Here is a 21,960-nt window from a genome sequence, read left to right on the forward strand (position 1 = left end):
GGCTGCCCTCGGACGAGTACAACCGCGCGGTACAACGATACGCACGGTGACCAGGAGACCGACGGATTCGGTCAGACCCTTTCGGCCAGGTGGGAGGTGTAGGGGCTGCCCACTCCCCATGACTGGTGCATCGCGTCCGCGAACGCCGCCGCCAGTTTGTGTTCGCCCGCCGCGTTGGGGTGCGTGCCGTCGTACGTGTCCGTGTGGATGTCGTATCCGTGGGGGAGTGAGGCCAGGAGGAGCGGGGAGCCCGGCTCGTCCAGGTTCGCCGTCGTCTTGGCCAGGAGGTCGTTGAAGGCGGCGACCTCCCGGGCGAAGGGCGCGTCCGACTCCGCCCTGACGTTCGGGATCACGGGGAGGAGGGCCATGGAGACGCGGGGGTTCGCCGACCGGGCCTCGGTGACGAACGCGCGGACGTTCTCCGATGTCTGGGGCGCGTTCGTGTAGAAGCCGAGGTCTATCAGGCCGAGGGAGACCAGGAGGACGTCCGCCCGCGACGCCCGTACCGCGTCGGCTATCAGCGGGCTCAGGTGGTACCAGCCCTCGCCCCACCCGGCGAGGTGGGCACGCGGGAAGTCCGGGTCCGCGTACTCGTACGAGTCGGCCGCGCCCGTCGCCTTGTTGTAGAGCGTTTCTCGGGGGCCGACCATCTGGAAGGGGGCCCCGTGCGTCGCGCGCAGGTGCTGCCACATGCGGTAGCGCCACGTGTGTTCGCCGGCGCTTCCGATCGTCATGGAATCACCGACTGGCATGAACCTGAGCATCCGCTCATGATGGACGATCACCGGCGGAGGCGGGGTCCGACGGGATGTGAAGCTGGACACGCGCCCGCCGAACCCGCGACGGGGTGGCAGGCTGGGGGCATGCGTCGCTCGTTCGTTCTCCTTGCCGGGGCCCTGCTCGCCGGGGTGCTCGCCCTGCCCGCCGCACCCGCTGCCGTCGCAGCCGGTGACGCCGGTGACGACGGTTCGGACGGGTTCACCATCGAGGACCCCCGGATCACCGAGTCCAGCGGGCTCGTCGCCTCCCGCGCCCACCCCGGCGTCTACTGGACCCACAACGACAGCGACGACGGCGCCTTCCTCTACGCCGTCGACAGCCGGAGCGGCAAGACCGTCGCGACCGTCACCATGACGGGCGTCGGACGGCCCCGGGACGTCGAGGCCATCTCCATGGGGCCGAACGGCCATCTGTACGTCGGCGACATCGGCGACAACCTCGGCGGCACCTGGGACCACGTGTGGATCTACGAGCTGCCCGAGCCGAAGGAACTGAAGGACCAGACGATCCGCGCCACGCAGTACGACGTGAAATACGCGGACGGGGCCCGGGACGCCGAGGCGCTGATGGTGCACCCGAAGACCGGGCGGGTCTACATCGTCTCGAAGAACGAGGACGGCGGCGGCCTGTACGAGGGACCCGCTGAACTGTCCGCCTCCGGCACCAACACCTTCAAACGCACCGCAGACATCGGCCTCTGGGCCACCGACGGCGCCTTCTCGCCCGACGGCAAGCAGCTCGCCGTACGCGGCTACTTCGGCGGTATCGCGTACAAGTGGAACAACGGAAAGCCCAAGCGCCAGGCGCAGTTGAAGGTGCCGTTGCAGCGACAGGGCGAGTCCGTGACGTACACCCCCGACGGATCCACCCTGCTGTACGGGAGTGAGGGCGGCGGGAGTTCCGTCGAGGCGGGGAGCGTGCCGGGGGGCGGGGGCGACAAGTCCTCGTCCGGCGGCGGCAGTTCCGCGGACGGCGGCGACGACGGGGAGAACGGCAACTTCAAGATGGGCGCCATCGCCGTAGCCGTCGCCTTCGCCGTCGTCTACGGACTGAAGCGGCTCTTCCGGCGCCGCGACTGAGGCTTGTCCGGCGCCGCGACTGAGGCCTGGCCGGCGTCGACTGAGGCCTGTCCGGCGTCCCGGCTTGGCTAGGGTGCACGCGTGACCATCGACCTGACCCTGCTGCCGCGTGTCTCCTGCCGCGGGCAGGAGGTCACCGCGCCCCGGCTGCGCGCCCTCCTCGCGCTCCTCGCGGGCGACCTGCGCACGGGCTGCAGCACCGAGCGGCTGGTGGCCGGGCTGTGGCAGCCGGACGAGCTGCCGGAACGGCCCGGGAAGGCGCTGCAGGTCCTCGTGTCCAGGGCGCGGGCCCTGCTGGGCGCCGACGTCGTCGTCAGCTCGCCGGCCGGCTACCGGCTCGGCCTCGCCGAGGACCAGGTCGACAGCTCCGCCCTGCTGCTGCACGCCGCCGCGAGCGCCGACCGGGCCAGGGCGGGCGACCACGCGGCGTCACTGGCCGCCGCCGACGCCGGGCTCGCGCTGTGGCCGGGCACCCCGGACCAGGACGGCGACCCCGGCGACCCCGTGGCCGCGCTGCGCGCCGAACGCGCCCCCGTCCACGGCACGCTCGTCCGCGCGCGGGCCCTCGCGCTCGCCCGCCTCGGGCGGCACGCGGAGGCGGCCGGGCCGCTGGCCGGGGCCGCCGCCGGGCATCCGCGCGACGAGGAGGTGCTCGCCGAACTGCTGCGCTGCGAGGCGGCGACGGCGGGCCCGTCCGCCGCGCTGACCCGGTACGAGGCGTACCGCCGCGACCTGCGCGACCAGCTGGGTACGGAGCCAGGCGCCGGACTCAAGTCCGTACACCGGGAGTTGCTGCACGGCGAGGCCCCCGTGGTCCGGCACGGTGTGCCGCACGAGCCGAACCCGCTGCTGGGGCGGGACGAGGACATCGCCGCGGTGGGGCGGCTGCTGGAGACCTCCCGTGCCGTCAGCGTCGTCGGACCCGGCGGACTCGGCAAGACCCGGCTCGCGCACGCCGTCAGCCGCCGGGCCGAGCAGCGCGTGGTGTACTTCGTGCCGCTCGCCGGTGTCACCGCGGACGAGGACGTGACCGCCGAGGTCGCCTCCGCGCTCGGCGCCGGAGAGGGGCGGCACGCCGCCCTGGCCGCCCGCGCCGCGGCCGACCCGGTGTCCGGCGTCCTCGGAGTGCTCGGCTCCGGGCCCGCCCTGCTGGTCCTCGACAACTGCGAGCAGGTCGTCCGGGGCGCCGCCGACCTCGTACAGGCCCTGGTGTCGTCCTCGAAGGACCTGCGGGTGCTCGTCACCAGCCGGGCGCCGCTGGGCCTCACGTCGGAGGCGGTGTACGCGCTGCCGGAGCTCGGGCCCGACACCTCGGCCGAACTGTTCACGCAGCGGGCGCGGGCCGCCCGGCCCGGAGTGCACCTGCCGACGGACGCCGTGGCCGAACTGTGCCGCCACCTCGACGGGCTGCCCCTCGCCGTGGAACTGGCCGCGGCACGGGTACGTGTCCTCTCGGTCGAGGAGATCACCCGCCGCCTCGGCGACCGCTTCGCACTCCTGCGCGGCGGGACCCGGAACGTGCCCGAACGCCACCGCACCCTGCACGCCGTCGTCGACTGGAGCTGGAACCTCCTCGACGAGGAGGCGAGGGCCGCGCTGCGCACGCTGTCCGTCTTCCCCGGCGGGTTCTCCGGCGAAGCCGTGGAGCGGGTCCTCGGCGCGGACGCGCTGTTCCTGCTGGAGCAACTGGCCGGTCAGTCGCTGCTCACCGTCACCGACACCCCGGCCGGTGTGCGGTTCGCGATGCTGGAGACCGTACGGGAGTTCAGCGCGGCCCGGCGCGCCGAGGCGGACGAGGAGGAGCAGGCGGTCGCCCAATTCCTCGCCTGGGCAAGGGACTTCGGAGTCACGTACCACGACTGGATCTTCGGTCCGCGACCACGCACCGCCTGGCAGCGGATCAGGACCGAGCAGGACAACCTCGTGGCGGCCCTGCGGTACGCCCTCGCCCGTGGCGACCACCCCACCGTCGCCGCCCTCACCGCCGTCCTGACCGCCCTGTGGTCCACCGGCTCCAACTATCCGCGCCTCGCCGCCCTCGCCGCCGACACCGGCCCGGCCCTGTCGCACTACCACCCCGAGCCCGAGTACGTTGAAGTCGCCCGCGCGGCGGCGGTGTTGTGCACGGTGAGCCTGTTCATGGGGTACGGCCCTGTCGCCGTACGCCAGCTCGTCACCCTCCGGCGGCTCCCCGAGGCCCCGCCGGACACCCTGGTCCGCGCCATCGCGGTGGTCCTGAGCGCGGTCCCGGCGATGCGGCCGCCCGACTACGACGTCCTGCGGGAGCTGTGCGCGAGCGAGCAACCGCTGCTCGCCGGTGTCGCCGAGTGCGCCGCCACCTACGTCTGGGAGTACGAGCACGACGTCACCCGCGCGATCGCCTCGGCCCGCCGGATCATCGAAGCGCTCGCGCCGGTCGACAACCCGTTCCTCCAGGTCCTGGGCCACGCCCGGCTGAGCGAGCTGTACCTGCAGACGGAGCAGGGGGACGCCGCGTACGGGCATCTCAAGGCCGCGCTGGAGGCGCTGCCGCGGCTCGGCGACGACCACGACTCCATCGGCGTACGCGGCGGTCTGGTCCTCGCCTGTCTGCAGCGCGGCGACCCCGACGAGGCCGAACACTGGCTGCGGCAGGCGGAGGCCGTCGGCCTCACCCGGAACGACGACGCCTACAACGCCGACTACGGTGCCCGCGCCGAGATCGCGCTCACCCGCGGACTGACGGAGGTCGGGCTCGGCCTGTGGCGCGACGCCGTGGACGGGGTGACGGGAGCCGGCCCGATGCACAGCGGTGATCCCTTCCTGGACCGGTGGGTGCTGCAGATGCAGTCGGCGGCGGTGACGGCGCACGCGTACGCCGGCCGCCTCGAACTCGTCGCGCAACCCGTCGCCCGGCTCCGGCAGGGCCTGCGGACCATGCTCTCCGCGCCGGCCGGCTCGCCCATGGACCTCCCCGTGTTCGGGACGGTGCTGCACGCCCTCGGCGTGGCGGGGATCGCCTCCGGTGGCGTCTCCGGTGGCGTCTCCGGTGACGTCTCAGGTGGCGTCTCAGGTGACGGGCCGGGTGACGGGTCGGGGGACACCTCCGGTGAGGTCTCCGGTGACGTCTCGGCCGTACGGATGGTGGCGTTGGCCGAACGGCTGCGGGTGCTGCGCGACTACCAGCCGACGATGTCCGCGGAGCGTGCCCGGCGGGCGGCCGGGAAAGCCGACGGGGCGGCGTACGCCGACGCCGTGTCGGAGTACGCCACCCTGGGGCGCGACGCGTTGCGGGATGCGGCCCGCGCGGTCATGGCGGCTACTTGGGGTCGCGATTGAACCGCGCCGTCGACCAGCGGTAGCCGAGCACGGTCAGACCGACGCACCAGGCGACCGCGATCCACCCGTTGTGTCCGATCTCGGTGCCGAGCAGCAGCCCGCGCAGGGTCTCGATGGCCGGGGTGAAGGGCTGGTACTCGGCGATCGGCCGGAACCAGCCCGGCATGGTGTCGGCCGGGATGAACGCGCTGGAGACGAGGGGCAGGAGGATCAGCGGTGTCGCCATGTTGCTGGCGGCCTCCGGGTTCGGGCTGGCCATGCCCATCCCGACCGCGATCCAGGTCAGCGCCAGGGCGAACAGCGTGATCAGTCCGACCGCCGCCAGCCACTCCAGGGCCGTGGCGTCCGTGGAACGGAAGCCGATGGCCACGGCGACGGCACTGACGAGCACCAGGCTCGCCAGCACCTGCAGCACGCTGCCCGCGACATGCCCGATGAGCACGGAGCCGCGATAGACCGCCATCGTGCGGAAGCGGGCGATGAGGCCCTCGTTCATGTCCATGGACACGGAGATCGCGGCGCCGATCACGGTGCTGCCGACGGTCATCAGCAGGAGACCGGGGACGACATACGCGATGTAGTCGGAACGGTCGGCGCCCGCGCCGATGCCCGCGCTCATCGCGCCTCCGAAGACGTAGACGAAGAGGAGCAGCAACATGATCGGCGTGAGCAGGAGATTGAGGGTCATGGAGGGGTAGCGGCGTACGTGCCGCAGGTTGCGCCCCAGCATGGTCTTCGAGTCGCGGACGGCGAGGGAGAGTGAGGGGGAGGGGGAGGGGGAGGGGGCGAGGATGCTCATCGGACGGTCTCCTTGGTCTGGTCGGTGGTGAGGGTGGTGTCGCCGGTGAGGGCGAAGAAGACGTCGTCGAGGTCAGGGGTGTGCACGGTGAGTTCGTCGGCTTCCACGCCGGCGGAGTCCAGCCAGTCGAGGATGGAGCGCAGTTCACGCTGACTACCGTCGCTGGGGATCTGCAGGGCGAGTGCCTCGTCGTCGCGGGCGGCCTCCCGCAGCGCGGCGGCGGCGGAGCGGTAGGCGTGCGGGTCGGTGAAGCGGAGCCGGACGTGTCCGCCGGGGATGAGGCGCTTGAGTTCCTCGGCGCTGCCTTCGGCTGCGATGCGGCCGTTGTTGAGGACGGCGATGCGGTCGGCGAGCTGGTCGGCTTCTTCGAGGTACTGGGTGGTGAGGAAGACGGTGACGCCGTCCGTGACGAGTTCGCGGATGATCTGCCACATGTTGTGGCGGGAGCGGGGGTCGAGGCCGGTGGTGGGTTCGTCGAGGAAGATGATCCGCGGGCTGCCGACCAGGGTCATGGCGATGTCGAGGCGGCGTTTCATACCGCCGGAGTAGGTGGACGCGGGCTTCCTGGCGGCCTCGGTGAGGTCGAAGCGCTCCAGGAGCTCGACGGCGGTCCTGCGGCCCTCCTTCTTCGGCAGGTGGTGCAGGTCGGCCATGAGGAGCATGTTCTCCTCGCCGGTGATCAGGCCGTCCACGGCCGAGAACTGGCCGGTGACGCCGATCACTGCGCGGACCGCCTGCGGGTTCGTGGCCAGGTCGTGACCGCCGACCCGCACTTCGCCGGAGTCGGCGGTGATGAGAGTGGAGAGGATCTTGACGGCGGTGGTCTTGCCCGCGCCGTTCGGGCCGAGCAGGGAGAAGACCGTGCCGGTCGGCACGGTGAGGTCGATGCCGTCGAGGACGGGCTTGTCCCCGTAGGACTTGCGGAGTCCTTTGGCGGCGATGGCGGGGGCGATGTCGAGGGGGTGGGAATGGGAGTGGGAGCGGGAGCGGGGGTGGGGTGTTGTTGGCGTCATGCCGCAGAGGTTGCGGGAAGGGGCATTCAACGGGGTTTCAGGGTGGTTTCAAGGGGCGGAACCGCGGGGCGGGCGGGGCGGGCCGGGGTTTGCGTTCGGCTGCGGGCCGGTGGGGGTTGGCCGCGCAGTTCCCCGCGCCCCCAAGAGACGCCGGCCCTCTGCTTTGAAGGGGGCGTGGTGCGCGGGGAGCGATGACGTCGAAACGTCGACCCCGTTGTTTTAGGGGCGCGGGGAACTGCGCGAACGGCCCCCACCGGCCCGCACCCGACGCTCTACCGTCTGCACCGCCTGCACCGTCTGCACCGTCTGCACCGTCTGCGCGGGTCGGCCGGAGGCGCCCCTGAAAGGCACAGGATTGCGCCGTGCCTCGTGCTCCTCGGAGGACTCCCGGCGTCGCTCAGTCGGTGTCGCGGCGGCTGGCGACCAGTGCCGCCAAGCCGTCCAGGATTCGTTGGAGGCCGAATTCGAAGTGGTCGAAGTCCGTGCCGAAGGAGTCCTCCGAGAGCGCGGCCATCACGGGGTAGCGGCCGGTGGCCATGGCCTTCTCCAGGACCGGGTACTGGGCGGCCCAGAACTCCGCGTCCGTCAGACCGGTCGCGCGTTCGGCCTCCTGGGCGTACAGCTGGGTGCGCGCGGCCCCGGTGACGTACGAGTCGATCATGATGACCGCCGAGACCAGTTCCGGGTCGCTGAGGCCCATGGGCTTGATGCGGGAGATCACTTTCTCCATGCCCCCGACGGCGCTGGGGCCGAGCACCGGGCGGGACTGGTTGGCCTTGAGCAGCCAGGGGTGGCGCCGGTAGAGGGCGAGATTCTCGCGGCCCAGGGTCTCCAGGGCCGAGCGCCAGTCGTCGCCGTAGACGGACGGGGCGTCGTCCGTGCGCTGGACGCGGTCCAGCATCAGGTCGAGCAGCTCGCCCTTGCCGGGGACGTACCGGTACAGCGACATCGTGCCGGTGCCCAGCTCCGTGGAGAGCCGGCGCATCGACACCGCCTCAAGACCCTCCGCGTCCGCGACCCGGACGGCCGCCTCCACGATCCGGTCGAGGCTGAGGCCGGGCTTGGGGCCGCGGCTGGGGCGCGGGCCCGTGTCCCACAGCAGGTGGAGCGTGCGGACGATGTCTCCGCTGCCGCTGGTGTCCATTCCGCCCGAGCCGCTTGTCATGTGCCTCAGGATAGGCCCCCGCAATAAAACTGAGTACGGCGTACTCTGAAAAGGGTACGGTGTACTCAGTTCGGCGAGCTCCGGCGGACATCACGGGTGGAGGAGTGCTGTGGGTATGAGTGCCAGCACGAGTGCGAGTGCGAGTGCGAGTGCGAGCGATTACGCGGTACGGGCCGAGGGGCTCGACAAGAGGTACGGGGAGAAACGCGCCCTGGACGGCTTCGACCTGGCCGTACGGAAGGGCACGGTGCACGGCCTGCTCGGGCCGAACGGCGCGGGCAAGACCACCGCCGTCCGCATCCTCTCCACGCTGGTCCGGCTGGACGGGGGAAGCGCGCGGGTGGCCGGTCTCGACGTGGCCTCGCAGCCCCGGGAGGTACGGGCGCGGATCGGGCTCACCGGCCAGTACGCGGCACTGGACGAGGTGCTCACCGGCCGGCAGAACCTGGAGATGTTCGGGCGGCTGTTCCACCTCGGCGGGCGCCGGGCGCGGCGGCGGGCGACGGAACTGCTGGAGCAGTTCGACCTCGCCGACGCGGCCGGCAAGGGAGTCGGGCAGTACAGCGGCGGTATGCGGCGGCGCCTGGACCTCGCCGCGTCGATGATCCTCACCCCGGCCGTGCTGTTCCTGGACGAGCCCACGACCGGGCTCGACCCCCGCGGGCGCGGGGAAGTGTGGGAATCCGTACGGGCGTTGGTCTCCGGCGGCACCACCGTGCTGCTGACCACGCAGTATCTGGAGGAGGCCGACAAACTCGCCTCGCACATCACCGTCATCGACCAGGGGCGGGCCATCGCGGACGACACCCCGGACGGGCTGAAGAACAGGGTGGGCGGTGACCGGATCGAGGTCGTCGTCACCGAGCGGGCCGACATCGCGCGGGCGGTGAAGGTCGTCGCCCGTGTCTCGGACGGCGAACCGGAGTCCCACGAGACCGAGTTGAGGGTGCACGCGCCCGTCACCGACCGGGTCGCCGCGCTCACCGAGGTGGCGCGGACGCTCCAGGACGAGGGGGTGCGCGTGGAGGACATCGGGCTGCGCAGGCCCAGCCTGGACGACGTCTTCATGCGCCTGACCGGCCACCGCACGGCAGCCGACACCGACACCGACACAGATACAGACACCGACACCGACGCCGACGCCGACACGAAGGGGGTCGCGGCATGAGCGGCTTGAACGAGGCGGCCGAGGTGACCGAGGTGGCCAGGCCGGCCGAGGCGGCCGGGGCTGCCGGGGTGCAGGTGCTCCGCGACCGCGGCCGTACCTACTGGGTGCTGGCCGACTGCTGGAACGTCGTCCGGCGCGGCCTCACCCACTACCAGCGCCAACCCATCAACATCGTCTGGCAGTTGGGCTTCCCGATCCTGTCGGTGCTGCTGTACGGATACGTCTTCGGCAGCGCGATGCAGGTCCCGGGCGGCGGCGACTACCGGGACTTCCTGATGCCGGGCATGTTCGTGATGACGATGGCCTTCGGGTTCATCAACACGGCGACCCTCGTCGTGTACGACTCCACGAAGGGTGTCATCGACCGGTTCCGCTCCATGCCGATGTCGCCGTCCGCCGTCGTCGCCGGGCGCGGGGTCACCGACCTGATCGTCGCCTGCGCGGAGCTGACGATCCTGATGCTCACCGCGCTGGCCATGGGCTGGCGGCCGGACGGCGGCTTCGCCTTCCTGGGGGCGTTCGGGCTGCTGCTGTGGCTGCGGTTCGCGCTCATCTGGCTCGGGGTGTGGCTGGGCCTGCTCGTGCCCAACCCGGAGGCGGCGGGCGGCCTGTTCGCGGTCGCGTTCCCGCTGACGATGATCTCCAGCATCTTCGTCGCACCGCAGCTGATGCCCGACTGGCTGGGCCACGTGGCCGCGTGGAACCCGATCTCGTCGACGGCCGCGGCCACCCGCGAACTGTTCGGCACTCCGGTCGGCGGCGGTGACACCTGGATCGAGGAGCACGCCCTGCTGATGGCGGGCGTGTGGCCGGTGATCCTGACGCTGGTCTTCGTTCCGTTGGCGGTACGGAGGTTCCAGAAGCTCAGCAAGTGAAGCCGTACGCGCCGTGCGGTGTTCGGGAACCCGAGTGTCCCGAATGCCGCACGACTCCTTGACGTGTCCACGCGCAATGCCTTCCATGGGGGTGCGCGGTGCGGTGGGAGCGCTCCCACCATGTCCCGGGCCCGCGCCTCCCCCTCCCCCCGAGAGGAAGCAGCGACATGTTTCGCAGCTTGCGAAGAGCGCTGGGTGCTGCCGTCGTGGCGCTCCTGCTACCGCTGTCCGGTGTCCAGGCCGCGCACGCGGAGACGGCAGCCGTCGTGCGGTCCGCGGCCGTCGTGGAATCCGCAGCCGCCTCGAAGGCCGCCGCCCCCGGAGCCGGTTACTGGCACACCAGCGGCCGGCAGATCCTGGACGCCGCAGGACAGCCGGTACGGATCGCCGGCATCAACTGGTTCGGGTTCGAGACGTCCAACAACGTCGTCCACGGACTCTGGGCCCGCGACTACAAGAGCATGATCGACCAGATGAAGTCGCTCGGCTACAACGCCATCCGGCTGCCGTACAGCGACGACATCCTCAAGAGCGGTGCCGTGGCCAACAGCATCGACTTCTCCGGCGGCAAGAACGCCGACCTCCAGGGGCTCTCACCCCTCCAGATCATGGACAAGCTCGTGGCGTACGCGGGTCAGGACGGCCTCAAGGTCATCCTGGACCGGCACCGGCCGGACGCGGCGGGTCAGTCCGCGCTCTGGTACACGTCAGCGGTCCCCGAGACGACGTGGATCACCAACCTCAAGTCCCTGGCGACCCGTTACAAGGGCAACCCGACGGTGATCGGCATCGACCTGCACAACGAGCCGCACGATCCGGCCTGCTGGGGCTGCGGCGACACGACGAGGGACTGGCGGCTCGCCGCCCAGCGCGCCGGGAACGCGGTCCTGTCCGCCAACTCCGAACTGCTGATCTTCGTGGAGGGCGTGCAGACGGTCGACGGCGTGTCGGGCTGGTGGGGCGGCAACCTGATGGGGGTCGCGCAGTACCCCGTACAGCTGGACGTCCCCAACCGCGTCGTCTACTCGGCCCACGACTACGCCACCAGCGTGGCCCAGCAGAGCTGGTTCAGCGATCCGACGTTCCCCGCCAACATGCCGGGCGTCTGGGACAAGTACTGGGGCTACATCTTCAAGCAGAACATCGCGCCGGTGTGGGTGGGCGAGTTCGGTACGACACTCCAGTCGACCGTCGACCAGAAGTGGCTCGCGGCGCTGGTGAACTACCTCCGCCCGACCGGCACGTACGGCGCGGACAGCATCTCCTGGACCTTCTGGTCGTGGAACCCCAACTCCGGTGACACGGGCGGCATCCTGAAGGACGACTGGACGACCGTGGACACGGTGAAGGACGGCTACCTGGCGAGCGTCAAGTCGCCGGGCTTCCCGTCGGAGGGCGGCGGAAGCGACCCCGGCGACCCCGGTGACCCCGGCGGCGGCACGGCCGCCTGCACCGCCGCGTACACCGTCAGCAGCGACTGGGGAGGCGGCTTCAACGCCGAGGTGAAGGTGACCAACTCCGGCACGACCGCGCTCAAGTCCTGGAAGACGACCTGGACCTGGCCCGGCACCCAGAAGATCACGAGCATGTGGAACGCGACGTACACGCAGAGCGCCGCGACTGTGACGGCCGTGAACGCCGACCACAACGGGGCTGTGGCGGTGGGCGGTTCGGCTACGTTCGGGTTCGGGGGAGCGCCAGGGGGTGGGGGAGTGCCTTCGGTGAGTTGCACGGCCACCTGAGTTCCGCGGAATTCGACGCCAGTGGCTCAGGGGCCGGGTGGCAGCCGGGTGGCAGAGGTGCGTGGCGCGGCGTTCGCCGATCTGCGCGCCGCGCACCTCTGTCACCCGGACCCTGAGGTACCCGGGCGTAGCGAGGACGGTTCGGGCACCAGCCGGCGGCCCCGGGGGATACCCGCGCCGCTCTGCCAGGGGCAGAACAGTGGCCGGACCGGGCCCGACGGTCACTACCGTCCAGCCTCATGACGACGATGACCGCGATTACTACGCGTACGGTCGAGTACCCGGCCGACGGTCTGACGATGATCGGGCACCTCGCGCTCCCGGCCGGTGCCGACCGCCGTCCCGCGGTGCTGCTCGGACCGGAGGGCATGGGGCCCAGCGACGTCGAGCGCCGCCGGGCCGACGCGTTCGCCGAACTGGGATACGTGGCGCTGGCCTTCGACCTCCACGGCGGGCGCTATCTGGGCGATCCCGAGGAGATGCTGGCCCGTTGCCTGCCCCTGCTCGCCGATCCTGACCGGATGAGGGGCATCGGCCATGCGGCGCTCGACGTGTTGCGCGCCGAACCGCGGACCGACCCCGACCGGATCGCCGCCGTCGGCTACGGCACCGGGGGCGCCATCGGGCTGGAACTCGGGCGGGCCGGCGTCGACCTGCGCGCGATCGGGACAGTCAACGCGACCACCACGGGCCGACCGGGCGAGGCAGCGCGCATTCGCTGCCCGGTGTGGGCCGGGGTCGGGTCGGAAGACCCGATCATGCCGCCCGCGCAACGCGAGGCGTTCGCCACTGAGATGCAGGCCGCAGGCGTCGACTGGCGTCTCACGGTCTACGGCGGCGCCCTGCACGCCTTCCACCACCCGCCGGTCGACCACCCCACGGTCCCCGGCGTCGGCCACCACTCGGGGCACGCGCGGCGAGCCTGGCGCGACGTCCTCGACCTGCTCGCCGAGTGCCTGCCCGTGACAGAGGACCCGGGTGCGTGACCCGGGCGGACACGGCCGGGCTTCAGCGCATGAGCACGTACAGCCGAACCATGTCGTCCTCGGTCTGCGAGGGCGGAGTCCGGAGGCGGGCCGGGCGCTTCCAGCAGTCTTCTTCGGCCATCAGCGGCGGGTAGCAGCCGGTCAGGTGATGGCGTCTGGACCAGCGGCGCCAGCGGGCGTCGTGAGGGCTGGGGAGTCGCCACACATAGGGGTCCGGCGCCCTCACCTGGCGCGCGAGGTCCCAGTCGCCGACCTCGGGACGGCGGGGACGCGGTCGGCCGCGCAGGCGGGCGACGGCGTCAAGAAGGAACCGGAACACGGGTCCCCGCCGGCTTCTCCGCGAGCGTGAACCGGGCCCACACGCACTTCGTGTACGGGCCCTGCCGGTACCCCCAGGAGTCGGCCGACGCCGCCACCAGCGTGAGGCCGCGGCCGCTCTCCTCGTCCGGGGCCGAGTCGCGCGGGCGGGGGAGTCCGTCCCGGTCCGGGTCGGAGACCTCCAGGACCAACTCCGGGCCGTCGAGCGTGAGCGTTGCGCAGGACACCCGGCAGTGCGTCACGGCGTTGGTGGCGAGTTCGTTCACCGACAGGGTGACTGCGTCGGCGAGTTCGCCGGTGATGCCCCAGCCCGCGAGGATCCTGCGGACGCGCTGGCGGGCGGTGGGGATGTGGCTTCTGTGGCGGGGGATGCGGAAGGTCTCGGACATGGGCATGGGGGTGCCGTACTCCCTGATGTGTCGTCAAGATGCGGAACTGACCACCTCTGCTTTGCATGAGCGTAGGGCGGCAAGAGATCGACTCGCAATCGATAGAGGTGCATGTAAGCACCTGAATGTATGTTCGATCGCGATATGCCATACAGTTTCGTCGCGACAGGAGAGGGGGCCGGGATGCCCGTAGCGGGACGGCCGACTGTGCGCAGCAGGCGACTTGGTGCTGCGCTCAAGACCTACAGGCTGGCGGCGAAACTGGACCAGTTGCAGTCCGCCGAGGTGATCGCGGCGCACCAGACCAGGGTCAGTCGCATCGAGACCGGGCATGTGTCCGCCCGCCCGCTCGAAATCCGGGCGCTGTTGGATGCGTATGGGGTGCGCGACCTCGAAGTCCGGCACAAGCTTGAGGAGTTGGCCCGGCAGTCGAAGCGACGGGGCTGGTGGCTTGAGCATGCCGCGCATCTGCGGCCGGACTACGTCGATCACATCGCGCTGGAGGACGACGCGACCTACATCCGGGAGTGGCAGCCGGTCATGGTTCCGGGGCTGCTGCAAACTGCGGCCTACGCGGAAGCGGTCATCGCGGCCAGCCCTCACTGCATTGAGCCGGAACGGGCCGCCCAGTTGGTGAAGGTGCGCATGGGGCGACAGGCGAAGATCGAGGAGGGCGGTGCGTCCTACACGGCCATCCTCTGGGAAGCAGTCATCGCGCAGCCGCTGGTGGATGTCGAGATTCACCGCGAGCAGTTGTCCGCTGTTCTTGAGATCGGAAAGCGGAAGAACGTCACTGTGCAGGTGATGCCGTTCAGCGCGGGCGTCCTGGCCGGTTACTCCTCTGCCTTCTCCTCCTTCAGTTTCGACGAGGAGCCGACGGTCGAGGCCGTCGCCATGGACAACTTGCGAGGTGCATCGGTCCTTGAAGGAGCCGAGGATCTCGCCGCTTACGCCAATGCATACGACCTACTACGATCGTCAGCGTTGACGCCGGATGCGAGCGTGAAGCTCATCCGGGGCAGGCTGCGGAGCTTGAAGGAAGACACATCGTGACCGAGGTCATAAGCCCCTTCTGGAAGTCGTCGTACTCGGGCGCGGAGAACGCCTGCGTCGAGGTCGCCGACACGGCTGTCGGCGGCCGGGCCGTCCGCGACAGCAAGCAGCCGGAATCGGACGGCCCCCTGCTCACCGTCTCCCGCGAGACCTGGCACGCGTTCCTGCGGCTGATCGGCTAAGCCGTTCCGCGTGGAGTCAGGCAGCGGCGCGCGGCCGGTTCCGGGTAGGCGCCGCGCTGTTCCGTCGCTTCGGCCCACGCCGCACGAGAGACGGAGCTCACGGAGCCGTGCTTCCCACGCCTCCCGTGCCTGCTGATAGTCAGTGCTCACCGGTCACATGCGTCAATCGGTCTCGGCCACAAGCGTGGCGAACTTCTCGTACGGCACGGCGTGGTGGATGGCCGCGTCGCGCAGCACGACGTACCGCAGGACCTCCGCAGGTTCTGTGATCAGTTCGATGTTCAGCAGGTTGTCGTCGTCATCGAAGTGCAGCAGAGCGACCAGGCGGGAGTCGAAGAGCCAGTAGTCCTCGGCGGGCAGACCGGCGCGGTCCGCCTCCTCTCGCCATAGATAGCGGATGTCTTCGCCGGCGGCTGCGTTGTGCCTGGCGTAGTCGAGCAGGAACAGTTGTTCCGTGGTGGGCGGCCTGTCGGCGATACGGACGCGGCCGACGGCCTTACCGGTATCGGTCTGGCGGCGGATGTTCGTGAGCCAGGGCTCGCCGGGGTCGCAGGGGGACGATCCGGTGGCCAGGAAGGCGTGGTAATCGGGATCCTGGCGGTCCGACGCGTAACCGCGGCGCGTCTCAAGGCGCCAAGCGGTGTGCTCGAAGGTCTCGAAGAGGCGTCGGAACGTGTCCCGGTCGACCAGTTCCGGCACTCGCTCCACCTCCTTCGGCCCTCAGCTCACGATGAGTTCGCGCGGCACGGCCACCGCGGCCTCTCCTGGCCCGAGGTGCCGTAGCTGAGCGATGTCCTCAGGGTCGGTGACGGGCGTGCCCTGTACCTCTACGACGATGGGGGCGCCTGGTGTTCCCCGGGCGCCCCCATCGTCGTACCAGTCGTACCAGTCATACGAGTCGTACGAGGAGAAGTCAGAGCTTCTCGATCACGTAGTCGATGCACTTCGTGAGTGCCTCGACGTCCGCCGGGTCGATCGCCGGGAACATCGCCACGCGGAGCTGGTTGCGGCCGAGCTTGCGGTAGGGCTCGGTGTCGACGATGCCGTTGGCGCGCAGGACCTTGGCGACGGCCGACGCGTCCACGTCGTCCGAGAAGTCGATCGTGCCGATGACCTGCGAGCGCTTGGCCGGATCGGTGACGAACGGGTTCGCGTACTTGACGTCCTCGGCCCAGCCGTAGAGCGTCCGCGAGGAGGTCGCCGTGCGGCGGACCGACCAGTCCAGGCCGCCCTGGCCGTTGATCCACTCCAGCTGGTCGTTGAGGAGGAAGAGGGTCGCCAGGGCCGGGGTGTTGTACGTCTGGTTCTTGCGGGAGTTGTCGATCGCCGTGGGGAGCGAGAAGAATTCCGGTACATGGCGCCCGCTCGCGTGGATGCGCTCGGCGCGCTCGATCGCGGCCGGGGAGAAGATGCCGATCCACAGGCCGCCGTCCGCCGCGAACGACTTCTGCGGGGCGAAGTAGTAGACGTCCGTCTCCGTGATGTCGACGGGCAGGCCGCCCGCGCCGGAGGTGGCGTCGACCAGGACCAAGGAGCCGTCGTCGGCGTTCGCGACCCGCTTGATGGGGGCGGCGACACCGGTGGAGGTCTCGTTGTGGGTGAGGGCGTAGACGTCCACGCCGGACTGGGCCACCGCCTCCGGGTGCGTACCCGGCTCGGAGGTGATGACGTCCGGGTCCGCCAGCCACGGCGCCAGCTTGGCGGCCTTGGCGAACTTCGACGAGAACTCGCCGAACGTCAGGTGCTGCGACTTGTTCTCGATCAGTCCGTGGGTCGCCACGTCCCAGAACGCGGTGGAGCCGCCGTTGCCGAGGACGACCTCGTAGCCCTCGGGGAGGGAGAAGAGGTTGCTCACACCCTCGCGGACCTTCCCCACGAGGTTCTTGACCGGGGCCTGGCGGTGGGACGTGCCCATCAGGGATGTGCCCGTTGCGGCGAGCGCGGTGAGCGACTCCGTACGCACCTTGGAGGGGCCCGCGCCGAAACGGCCGTCGGCGGGCTTGAGGTCTGCGGGGATCTGGATATCAGCCACAACGGGAGCGTAACCGTTCCTGGAAACCCGGTGGAAACACGGTCCGGCCGGTGAGACGAAATGTCCGTGCGTCTACGTCAATGCGCCGGCCACCAGCGCCAGCATGGCGATCAGCAGGGTGAGTGTGCCGCCGAAGGCGATTCCCGCGCGGAGCAGAGCGGCGGGCGCGGAGGCGCCGTCCCAGCGGGCGAGCAAGCCCGCGGTGACAGCGGCCAGCAGAGCGATCAGCGAGACGGCGAGCAAGGCCAGGGTCAGCAGGGCCAGGCGCGTGGGCGAGGTGGTCATGAGGGCTTCTTCCGTTCCGTGAGCTGGGCGATGGAACGAAGGTGGCCGAAGTCGCGTACGGCGGCGTTCGGATGGACAAAGATGAACGGGCTTGAACAACGGGGGCGGCGCTGTGGGTGGAGGGGGCCGGAGTGGGGGCGAGCGAGAGCAGACAGGAAGCGCTGGCGGAACTGAAGGAGCGGCTGCGGAGTCTGCGGGTGCGGCGACGGCTGTCGATGACTGCTCTGCCGGGGCGGGCGGGGCTGGGACGCACCACGGTCAGCCAGGCACTGAACGGCACCGGTATGCCGAGCGAGGCGACCGTCGTGGCACTCGCGGTGGCTCTGGGGGCCGATGCTGAACCGCTGCTGCGACTGCGGGCCCGCGCTCTGACGCCTACCGCACGTGTCACGACGACGGACGACGTGGTTCCGGATCCGGAAACGCGGTTCGAGAACTGGTACCGGCACTATCTGGAACAGCGCTATGGGCAACTGTCGGTGATCGGGCTGGACCTGTCCCGGCCGGAGCGCGCCTGCTGGCCGCTCGACGCCGCCTACCTCAGCCTGGAACTCGCCACCCCTGTCCACGGTGTCGAGCCCACCGGCAGCCGGGGCGGGACGGTCGCCGGAGACCGAGGGCTGGAGGTGCGGGTGGAGCGGGCCGAGCAGGCCTTGGCCGGACAGCGCCGAACCCTCGTGCGAGGGCTGGCCGGCAGCGGTAAAACCACCCTGCTGCAATGGCTCGCCGTGTCCACCGCACGCCGCAGCCTGCCGCCCGAGCTGAACCACTTGGCAGAGTGCCTGCCGTTCGTCCTGCCGCTGCGGACCCTCGTACGCCGGGGTGGGCTGCCCGCCCCGCACGAATACCTGACCGCGGTCGGCTGCCCGCGCGATGGCGCTCAGCCGGCGAACTGGGCCGACCGGGCCCTGGTCGACGGCCGCGCCCTGCTGCTCATCGACGGCCTCGACGAAGTACCCCGGGCCCAGCGGACCAAGACCCGGCAGTGGCTGCGCGAATTGCTCGCCGCCTATCCGCAGGCCGCTTTGTTGGTGACCACGCGGCCGTCCGCCGTACCCGAGGGCTGGCTCGCCGACGGTGGATTCACCGAACTGACCGTACGGCCCATGAGCACCCGGGACGTGGCGGTGTTCGTCACCCGCTGGCACACCGCGGCCGCAACCAACGCCACCAACGCTCAGGAGCGGGCTCACCTGACCACTCTGGAGGAGACGCTCAAAGACACCGTGCGCTCCCAGCGCGATCTGGCCCGCCTGACCACCACCCCACTGCTGTGCGCGCTGGTCTGCGCCCTGCACCGCGACCGGCGCGGCCACCTGCCGCACGGCCGGATGGCACTTTATGAAGCCGCCCTTTCCATGCTGATGCACCGGCGTGACCGCGAACGCGACATCGAGGAGCCCGAGGGGCTCAGTCTCACCGAGCACCAGAGCGTCCAGCTCCTGCAGCGCCTCGCCTACTGGCTCATTCGCAACGGCCAGACCGAACTCGACCACGACACGGCACGCGCTCTCATCGAAGTCGCCCTACCCGCCATGCCGCACATCGCCCGGCAGGCCGATGCCGTCCTCACCCACCTGCTCGCCCGTTCCGGGCTGCTACGACAGCCCACCGCCGAAACGATCGACTTCGTCCACCGCACCTTCCAGGACTACCTCGGTGCCAAGGCCGCCATCGAGGCACGTGACATCCCCCTGCTGGTCCGTCACGCCCATGACGATCAATGGGAGGACGTCCTGCGTATGGCCGTGGCCCATGCCCGTCCCCATGAACGCGCGAGCCTGCTTCGCCGCCTGATCACCCGCGGCGACCGCACCCCCAAACACCGCACCCGGCTGCATCTGCTGGCCACGGCCTGCCTGGAACACGCGACAGAACTCGACCCGGCTGTCCGGGAGGACGTCCAGCAGCGCACGGCCGCTCTGCTGCCCCCACGGAGCGATGAAGAAGCCCGCACTCTGGCTGCGGTCGGTCCGGTCATTCTGGATCTGCTCCCCGGCCCGGAGGGGCTGGAGGACGACGAGGCCGGAGCCGTCGTCGCCACGGCTGGCCGGATCGGAGGTGATGCCGCTCTCACTGTCATGAAGAAATTCCGCGCCAGCACCGACGTCCGCGTTCAGTCCGCGCTGCATGCCGACTGGAGCAACTTCGACACCGAGGACTACGCGCGCGAAGTCCTCGCCCACGCCTCAGGAGCCCACTATGTGACGGTGCGCTCAGCCGAACAACTTACGGCGCTGCGCCACCTGCAAGCGCCCACCAGTGTCAGCTTGACCGGACACCTCACGAGCAGCGAGATCACTCGCGCGATCAGGCCGAAGGAGCTCAAATCGCTGAGCTTCTTTCAGAACTCTGTGCTGGACAACCTGGACTTCCTCCTGTCGTACACGTCTCTGACCGTCGTCTCTTTCACCAAGTGTCCGAACGTCGCGGACCTGACGCCGCTGGCCGCTACGCCCGTCACCGCCCTCACACTCTTCGATTGTGAGGTGGCACGCATCGACGACCTCCGGGGCCTGCCCCACCTGAAAAGCCTGAGCATCGAATGGGAGCTCCCGCACTGGAATCTCGAAGTACTTCCGGTCGGCGCGGATCTCACCAACCTGTGGCTCGGCATCCGGGCCTGCGAACATCTTCGCACGCTTGAGGGCATCACCCACTGGCCCAATCTCACGTCCCTGAACCTGTGCGGTCCCGTGGACGGTTTCTCTCAGATATCCGCCTTGCCCAAGCTCAATTACCTCATGTTGCAGGCCGGCGCGGGCCTGTCCATGTTTGCCGAGCTGCCGCCCACACCACAGATCAATAAGCTGTGGCTGGGCAAATGGAGGGCGGAAGACGACCTTGCCACGGCGGCCAGGGCCCTTCCCAACCTCAAGCAGCTGACGATCAACTGCTACGACGAGTCCCGACGGGTCGACCTCGCTCCACTACGAGGCATGGCCGATCTCACCATCAACATCCACCGGGCCGAGGACGTCCTTGGCACCGAGCACTTTCCACCCGGTGCGATCACCCGATATCCCCGTCCGCGAACCTGAACCTTTTGAGAGTGGAGCTCGACGCTCATCCTTTCTTCAGCCCCGCAACCCCGGGCGTGCGTCAGGCGAGTTCCTGCGCCGGCCGTGCCGTGAGGGGCCTCCGGAATTGCATTCACATCGTCTCGAAATGGTTGCCACCGCAGGCCGAGGAGACAGGCTCGTAGTCGTCCAGGAATTGCCCCACGAGGAGGACAGCGCTTGAGAGACGCGGAGCAGTCAAGTCGCCCGGTCGTACCGCCGATCGCGTCCCGCCAGTTGTCCGCCTCTACAGTGCGGGAGGGGCTAACCCGGCTTTGAGGTGGCGTAGGGCCACGCCTGGACAGAGGTACGGAGCGTGCCCGAACGAGATGTTCTGGAGGCCATGTGGAGGCCATATGGGTGTACCGCCACGTGCCGAGGTAGCGGTGCATCGCACAGGCAGGCCGGTCATCCCCGTGGCGCCGTCGGCGTGAAGCGGACCGGGAGGGTGGTCAGGCTGCCCAGCCAGGGGGAAGGGCGGCGGGTCAGGGAGCCGGCCGGGACCGCGAGGTCGAGGTCGGGGAGCCGGTCCAGGACCACCTCGATCGCCGTACGCGCGACCACCTCCGCGATCTCCTGCGCCGGGAACGGACACCGGTGCTCCCCGTGCCCGAACGAGAAGTGCGCGCCGTTGCCGCCCGTCAGAGCCGTGCCATGGGTGCGGATCTGAGGATCGTGGTTCGCGCCCTGGACACCGAGGAGCAGCAGATCCCCGGCGCGAACGGCCCGCCCGCCGAGCCGGGCGTCGCGGGACGCCCAGCGGCCTGCCACGGTCCGGGTGGGAGTGTCCTCCCACAGGACCTCGTTCATGGCCTCGGCGACACTGCGCCGCCCCCCGAACAGCGAGGCCGCGAACCGGTCATCCGTCAGCATCAGCCGCAGCGAGTTGCCGATCCAGCCCGCGGTCGGCTGCTGGCCCGCGGTCAGCATGACGATCAGATCCTTGGCGATCTCCTCGTGCGTCAGCGCGGGGCCCGCCGCCGTTCGCCCGGCGGCGAGCATGCGGCTGACCACGTCGTCCGCGGGCCGCGCCGCCCGGTCGGCCACCAGCCGCGCCATGCACGCGGCCACGTGCAACTGCCCCGCGTGGGCGTCCCCGCGCCCGTCGACCATGTCGTTCAGGGCGGCGACGAGGCCCGGCCCCTGCTCGTCGGCGAATCCGTAGAGGCCGGCGAGGACGCGTACGGGGAGCAGGTCCGCGTAGTGCGCGACGAGGTCCGTCGTGCCGTCGGCGCACACCGCGTCGATCAGCTCGTCGGCGATCCGCTCGGCGTGGGCGCGCAGTTCGAAGGGGTCGACGGCTTCGAGGGCGCCGCCGATCACTGCCACGCGCGCGCGATGGCGTTCGCCGACGGTGTGCAGGACGGAGGAGTGCCCGCGTCCGATCATCGGCAGCAGCGGCCAGCCGTCGGGGACGCGTTCCCACTGGTTCCACAGGCCCGAGTCACGGCTGAACAGCACGGCGTCCCCGGTGACCTGGTGCAGCTCGCGGTAGCCGAGGACGAGCCATGCCGGGATGTCCGCGTCGAGCAGCACCGGAGCCACCGCGCCGAACTCACGCCGCAACTCCCGGTACAGCGCGGCGGGTTCGGCGGAGAGAAACCGACGACCGCCGAGGCGTACGGGGTCGGGGCTCACCGGGCTGTCCCCCGGACGTCAGAGGAACCAGAGGTATGAGAGGTGCCTGAGGTACGAGGGGTACCAGAGGCATGAGGGG

The 21,960-nt window shown here is 70.2% G+C and carries 18 protein-coding genes and 1 pseudogene; 9 read left to right on the forward strand and 10 right to left on the reverse strand.

All coding sequences use genetic code 11. The features are described from left to right. Nucleotides 1–71 precede the first annotated feature (71 nt). Entirely contained in the window at nt 72–764 is a 693-nt protein-coding gene (locus C6Y14_RS05605) for a GDSL-type esterase/lipase family protein (protein WP_107015377.1), read from the reverse strand. A 99-nt stretch (nt 765–863) separates the two neighbouring features. Here C6Y14_RS05605 and C6Y14_RS05610 point away from each other — a divergent pair, with 99 nt between their 5' ends. Then, complete coding sequence (locus tag C6Y14_RS05610; protein ID WP_107015378.1) at nt 864–1,859, forward strand: YncE family protein; 996 nt, start codon at nt 864–866, stop codon at nt 1,857–1,859. Between the two features lie 81 nt (nt 1,860–1,940). Next, nucleotides 1,941–5,177, forward strand: a complete 3,237-nt coding sequence (locus C6Y14_RS05615) for an ATP-binding protein (protein WP_107015379.1) — start codon at nt 1,941–1,943, stop codon at nt 5,175–5,177. On the opposite strand, the gene C6Y14_RS05620 is transcribed toward C6Y14_RS05615, so the two are convergent. From C6Y14_RS05620 to C6Y14_RS05630, 3 genes are all read right to left on the reverse strand, one after another. Next, a complete protein-coding gene (locus C6Y14_RS05620; protein WP_107015380.1) occupies nt 5,158–5,976 on the reverse strand; it encodes an ABC transporter permease in 819 nt (272 codons plus the stop codon). The genes C6Y14_RS05615 and C6Y14_RS05620 overlap by 20 nt on opposite strands. Then, nucleotides 5,973–6,989, reverse strand: a complete 1,017-nt coding sequence (locus C6Y14_RS05625) for an ATP-binding cassette domain-containing protein (protein ID WP_225890920.1) — start codon at nt 6,987–6,989, stop codon at nt 5,973–5,975. The genes C6Y14_RS05620 and C6Y14_RS05625 overlap by 4 nt, the downstream gene beginning before the upstream one ends. A gap of 397 nt (nt 6,990–7,386) precedes the next feature. Further along, entirely contained in the window at nt 7,387–8,154 is a 768-nt protein-coding gene (locus tag C6Y14_RS05630) for a TetR/AcrR family transcriptional regulator (RefSeq protein WP_107015381.1), read from the reverse strand. A 115-nt stretch (nt 8,155–8,269) separates the two neighbouring features. Between C6Y14_RS05630 and C6Y14_RS05635 the strand changes: the two genes are divergently transcribed. From C6Y14_RS05635 to C6Y14_RS05650, 4 genes are all read left to right on the forward strand, one after another. Further along, complete coding sequence (locus C6Y14_RS05635; protein ID WP_107015382.1) at nt 8,270–9,322, forward strand: ATP-binding cassette domain-containing protein; 1,053 nt, start codon at nt 8,270–8,272, stop codon at nt 9,320–9,322. Then, nucleotides 9,319–10,197 (forward strand): ABC transporter permease, encoded by an 879-nt coding sequence (locus C6Y14_RS05640; RefSeq protein ID WP_225890921.1) that lies wholly within the window; start codon nt 9,319–9,321, stop codon nt 10,195–10,197. Before C6Y14_RS05635 ends, C6Y14_RS05640 begins: the two co-directional genes overlap by 4 nt. A 167-nt stretch (nt 10,198–10,364) precedes the next feature. Then, nucleotides 10,365–11,939: a cellulase family glycosylhydrolase gene (locus tag C6Y14_RS05645; protein ID WP_107015383.1), complete on the forward strand. Its 1,575-nt coding sequence runs from the start codon at nt 10,365–10,367 to the stop codon at nt 11,937–11,939. Between the two features lie 248 nt (nt 11,940–12,187). Next, on the forward strand, nt 12,188–12,925 hold the full coding sequence (locus C6Y14_RS05650; protein ID WP_107015818.1) for a dienelactone hydrolase family protein: 738 nt from the start codon (nt 12,188–12,190) through the stop codon (nt 12,923–12,925). A 22-nt stretch (nt 12,926–12,947) separates the two neighbouring features. Here C6Y14_RS05650 and C6Y14_RS43950 read toward each other — a convergent pair whose 3' ends face one another. Both C6Y14_RS43950 and C6Y14_RS05655 read right to left on the reverse strand, forming a co-directional pair. Then, nucleotides 12,948–13,244 carry a hypothetical protein gene (locus tag C6Y14_RS43950; RefSeq protein ID WP_159074178.1) on the reverse strand — a complete coding sequence of 99 codons (297 nt, stop codon included), beginning with the start codon at nt 13,242–13,244 and terminating at the stop codon, nt 12,948–12,950. Next, a complete protein-coding gene (locus C6Y14_RS05655) occupies nt 13,225–13,638 on the reverse strand; it encodes an ATP-binding protein (protein ID WP_107015384.1) in 414 nt (137 codons plus the stop codon). The genes C6Y14_RS43950 and C6Y14_RS05655 overlap by 20 nt, the downstream gene beginning before the upstream one ends. A gap of 177 nt (nt 13,639–13,815) precedes the next feature. Between C6Y14_RS05655 and C6Y14_RS05660 the strand changes: the two genes are divergently transcribed. Further along, a complete protein-coding gene (locus C6Y14_RS05660) occupies nt 13,816–14,685 on the forward strand; it encodes a helix-turn-helix domain-containing protein (protein WP_107015385.1) in 870 nt (289 codons plus the stop codon). Further along, nucleotides 14,682–14,867 (forward strand): DUF397 domain-containing protein, encoded by a 186-nt coding sequence (locus C6Y14_RS05665; protein WP_107015386.1) that lies wholly within the window; start codon nt 14,682–14,684, stop codon nt 14,865–14,867. Before C6Y14_RS05660 ends, C6Y14_RS05665 begins: the two co-directional genes overlap by 4 nt. A 162-nt stretch (nt 14,868–15,029) precedes the next feature. On the opposite strand, the pseudogene C6Y14_RS05675 reads toward C6Y14_RS05665, so the two are convergent. The 3 genes and pseudogenes from C6Y14_RS05675 to C6Y14_RS05685 all read right to left on the reverse strand — a co-directional run bounded on the left by C6Y14_RS05675 (nt 15,030) and on the right by C6Y14_RS05685 (nt 17,184). Beyond that, nucleotides 15,030–15,736, reverse strand: a pseudogene (locus C6Y14_RS05675) (DUF6879 family protein). Between the two features lie 44 nt (nt 15,737–15,780). After that, complete coding sequence (serC, locus tag C6Y14_RS05680) at nt 15,781–16,899, reverse strand: phosphoserine transaminase (protein ID WP_107015388.1); 1,119 nt, start codon at nt 16,897–16,899, stop codon at nt 15,781–15,783. A gap of 72 nt (nt 16,900–16,971) precedes the next feature. Continuing rightward, nucleotides 16,972–17,184: a hypothetical protein gene (locus C6Y14_RS05685; protein ID WP_107015389.1), complete on the reverse strand. Its 213-nt coding sequence runs from the start codon at nt 17,182–17,184 to the stop codon at nt 16,972–16,974. A 131-nt stretch (nt 17,185–17,315) separates the two neighbouring features. Between C6Y14_RS05685 and C6Y14_RS05690 the strand changes: the two genes are divergently transcribed. After that, nucleotides 17,316–20,225, forward strand: coding sequence for an NACHT domain-containing protein (locus tag C6Y14_RS05690; protein WP_225890922.1), 2,910 nt, complete (start codon nt 17,316–17,318; stop codon nt 20,223–20,225). Between the two features lie 426 nt (nt 20,226–20,651). On the opposite strand, the gene C6Y14_RS05695 is transcribed toward C6Y14_RS05690, so the two are convergent. After that, entirely contained in the window at nt 20,652–21,881 is a 1,230-nt protein-coding gene (locus C6Y14_RS05695; RefSeq protein ID WP_107015390.1) for a cytochrome P450, read from the reverse strand. Between the last annotated feature and the right edge of the window lie 79 nt (nt 21,882–21,960).

It is taken from the genome of Streptomyces dioscori (assembly GCF_003024195.1).
GTDB classification, from domain to species: Bacteria; Actinomycetota; Actinomycetes; order Streptomycetales; family Streptomycetaceae; genus Streptomyces; species Streptomyces dioscori.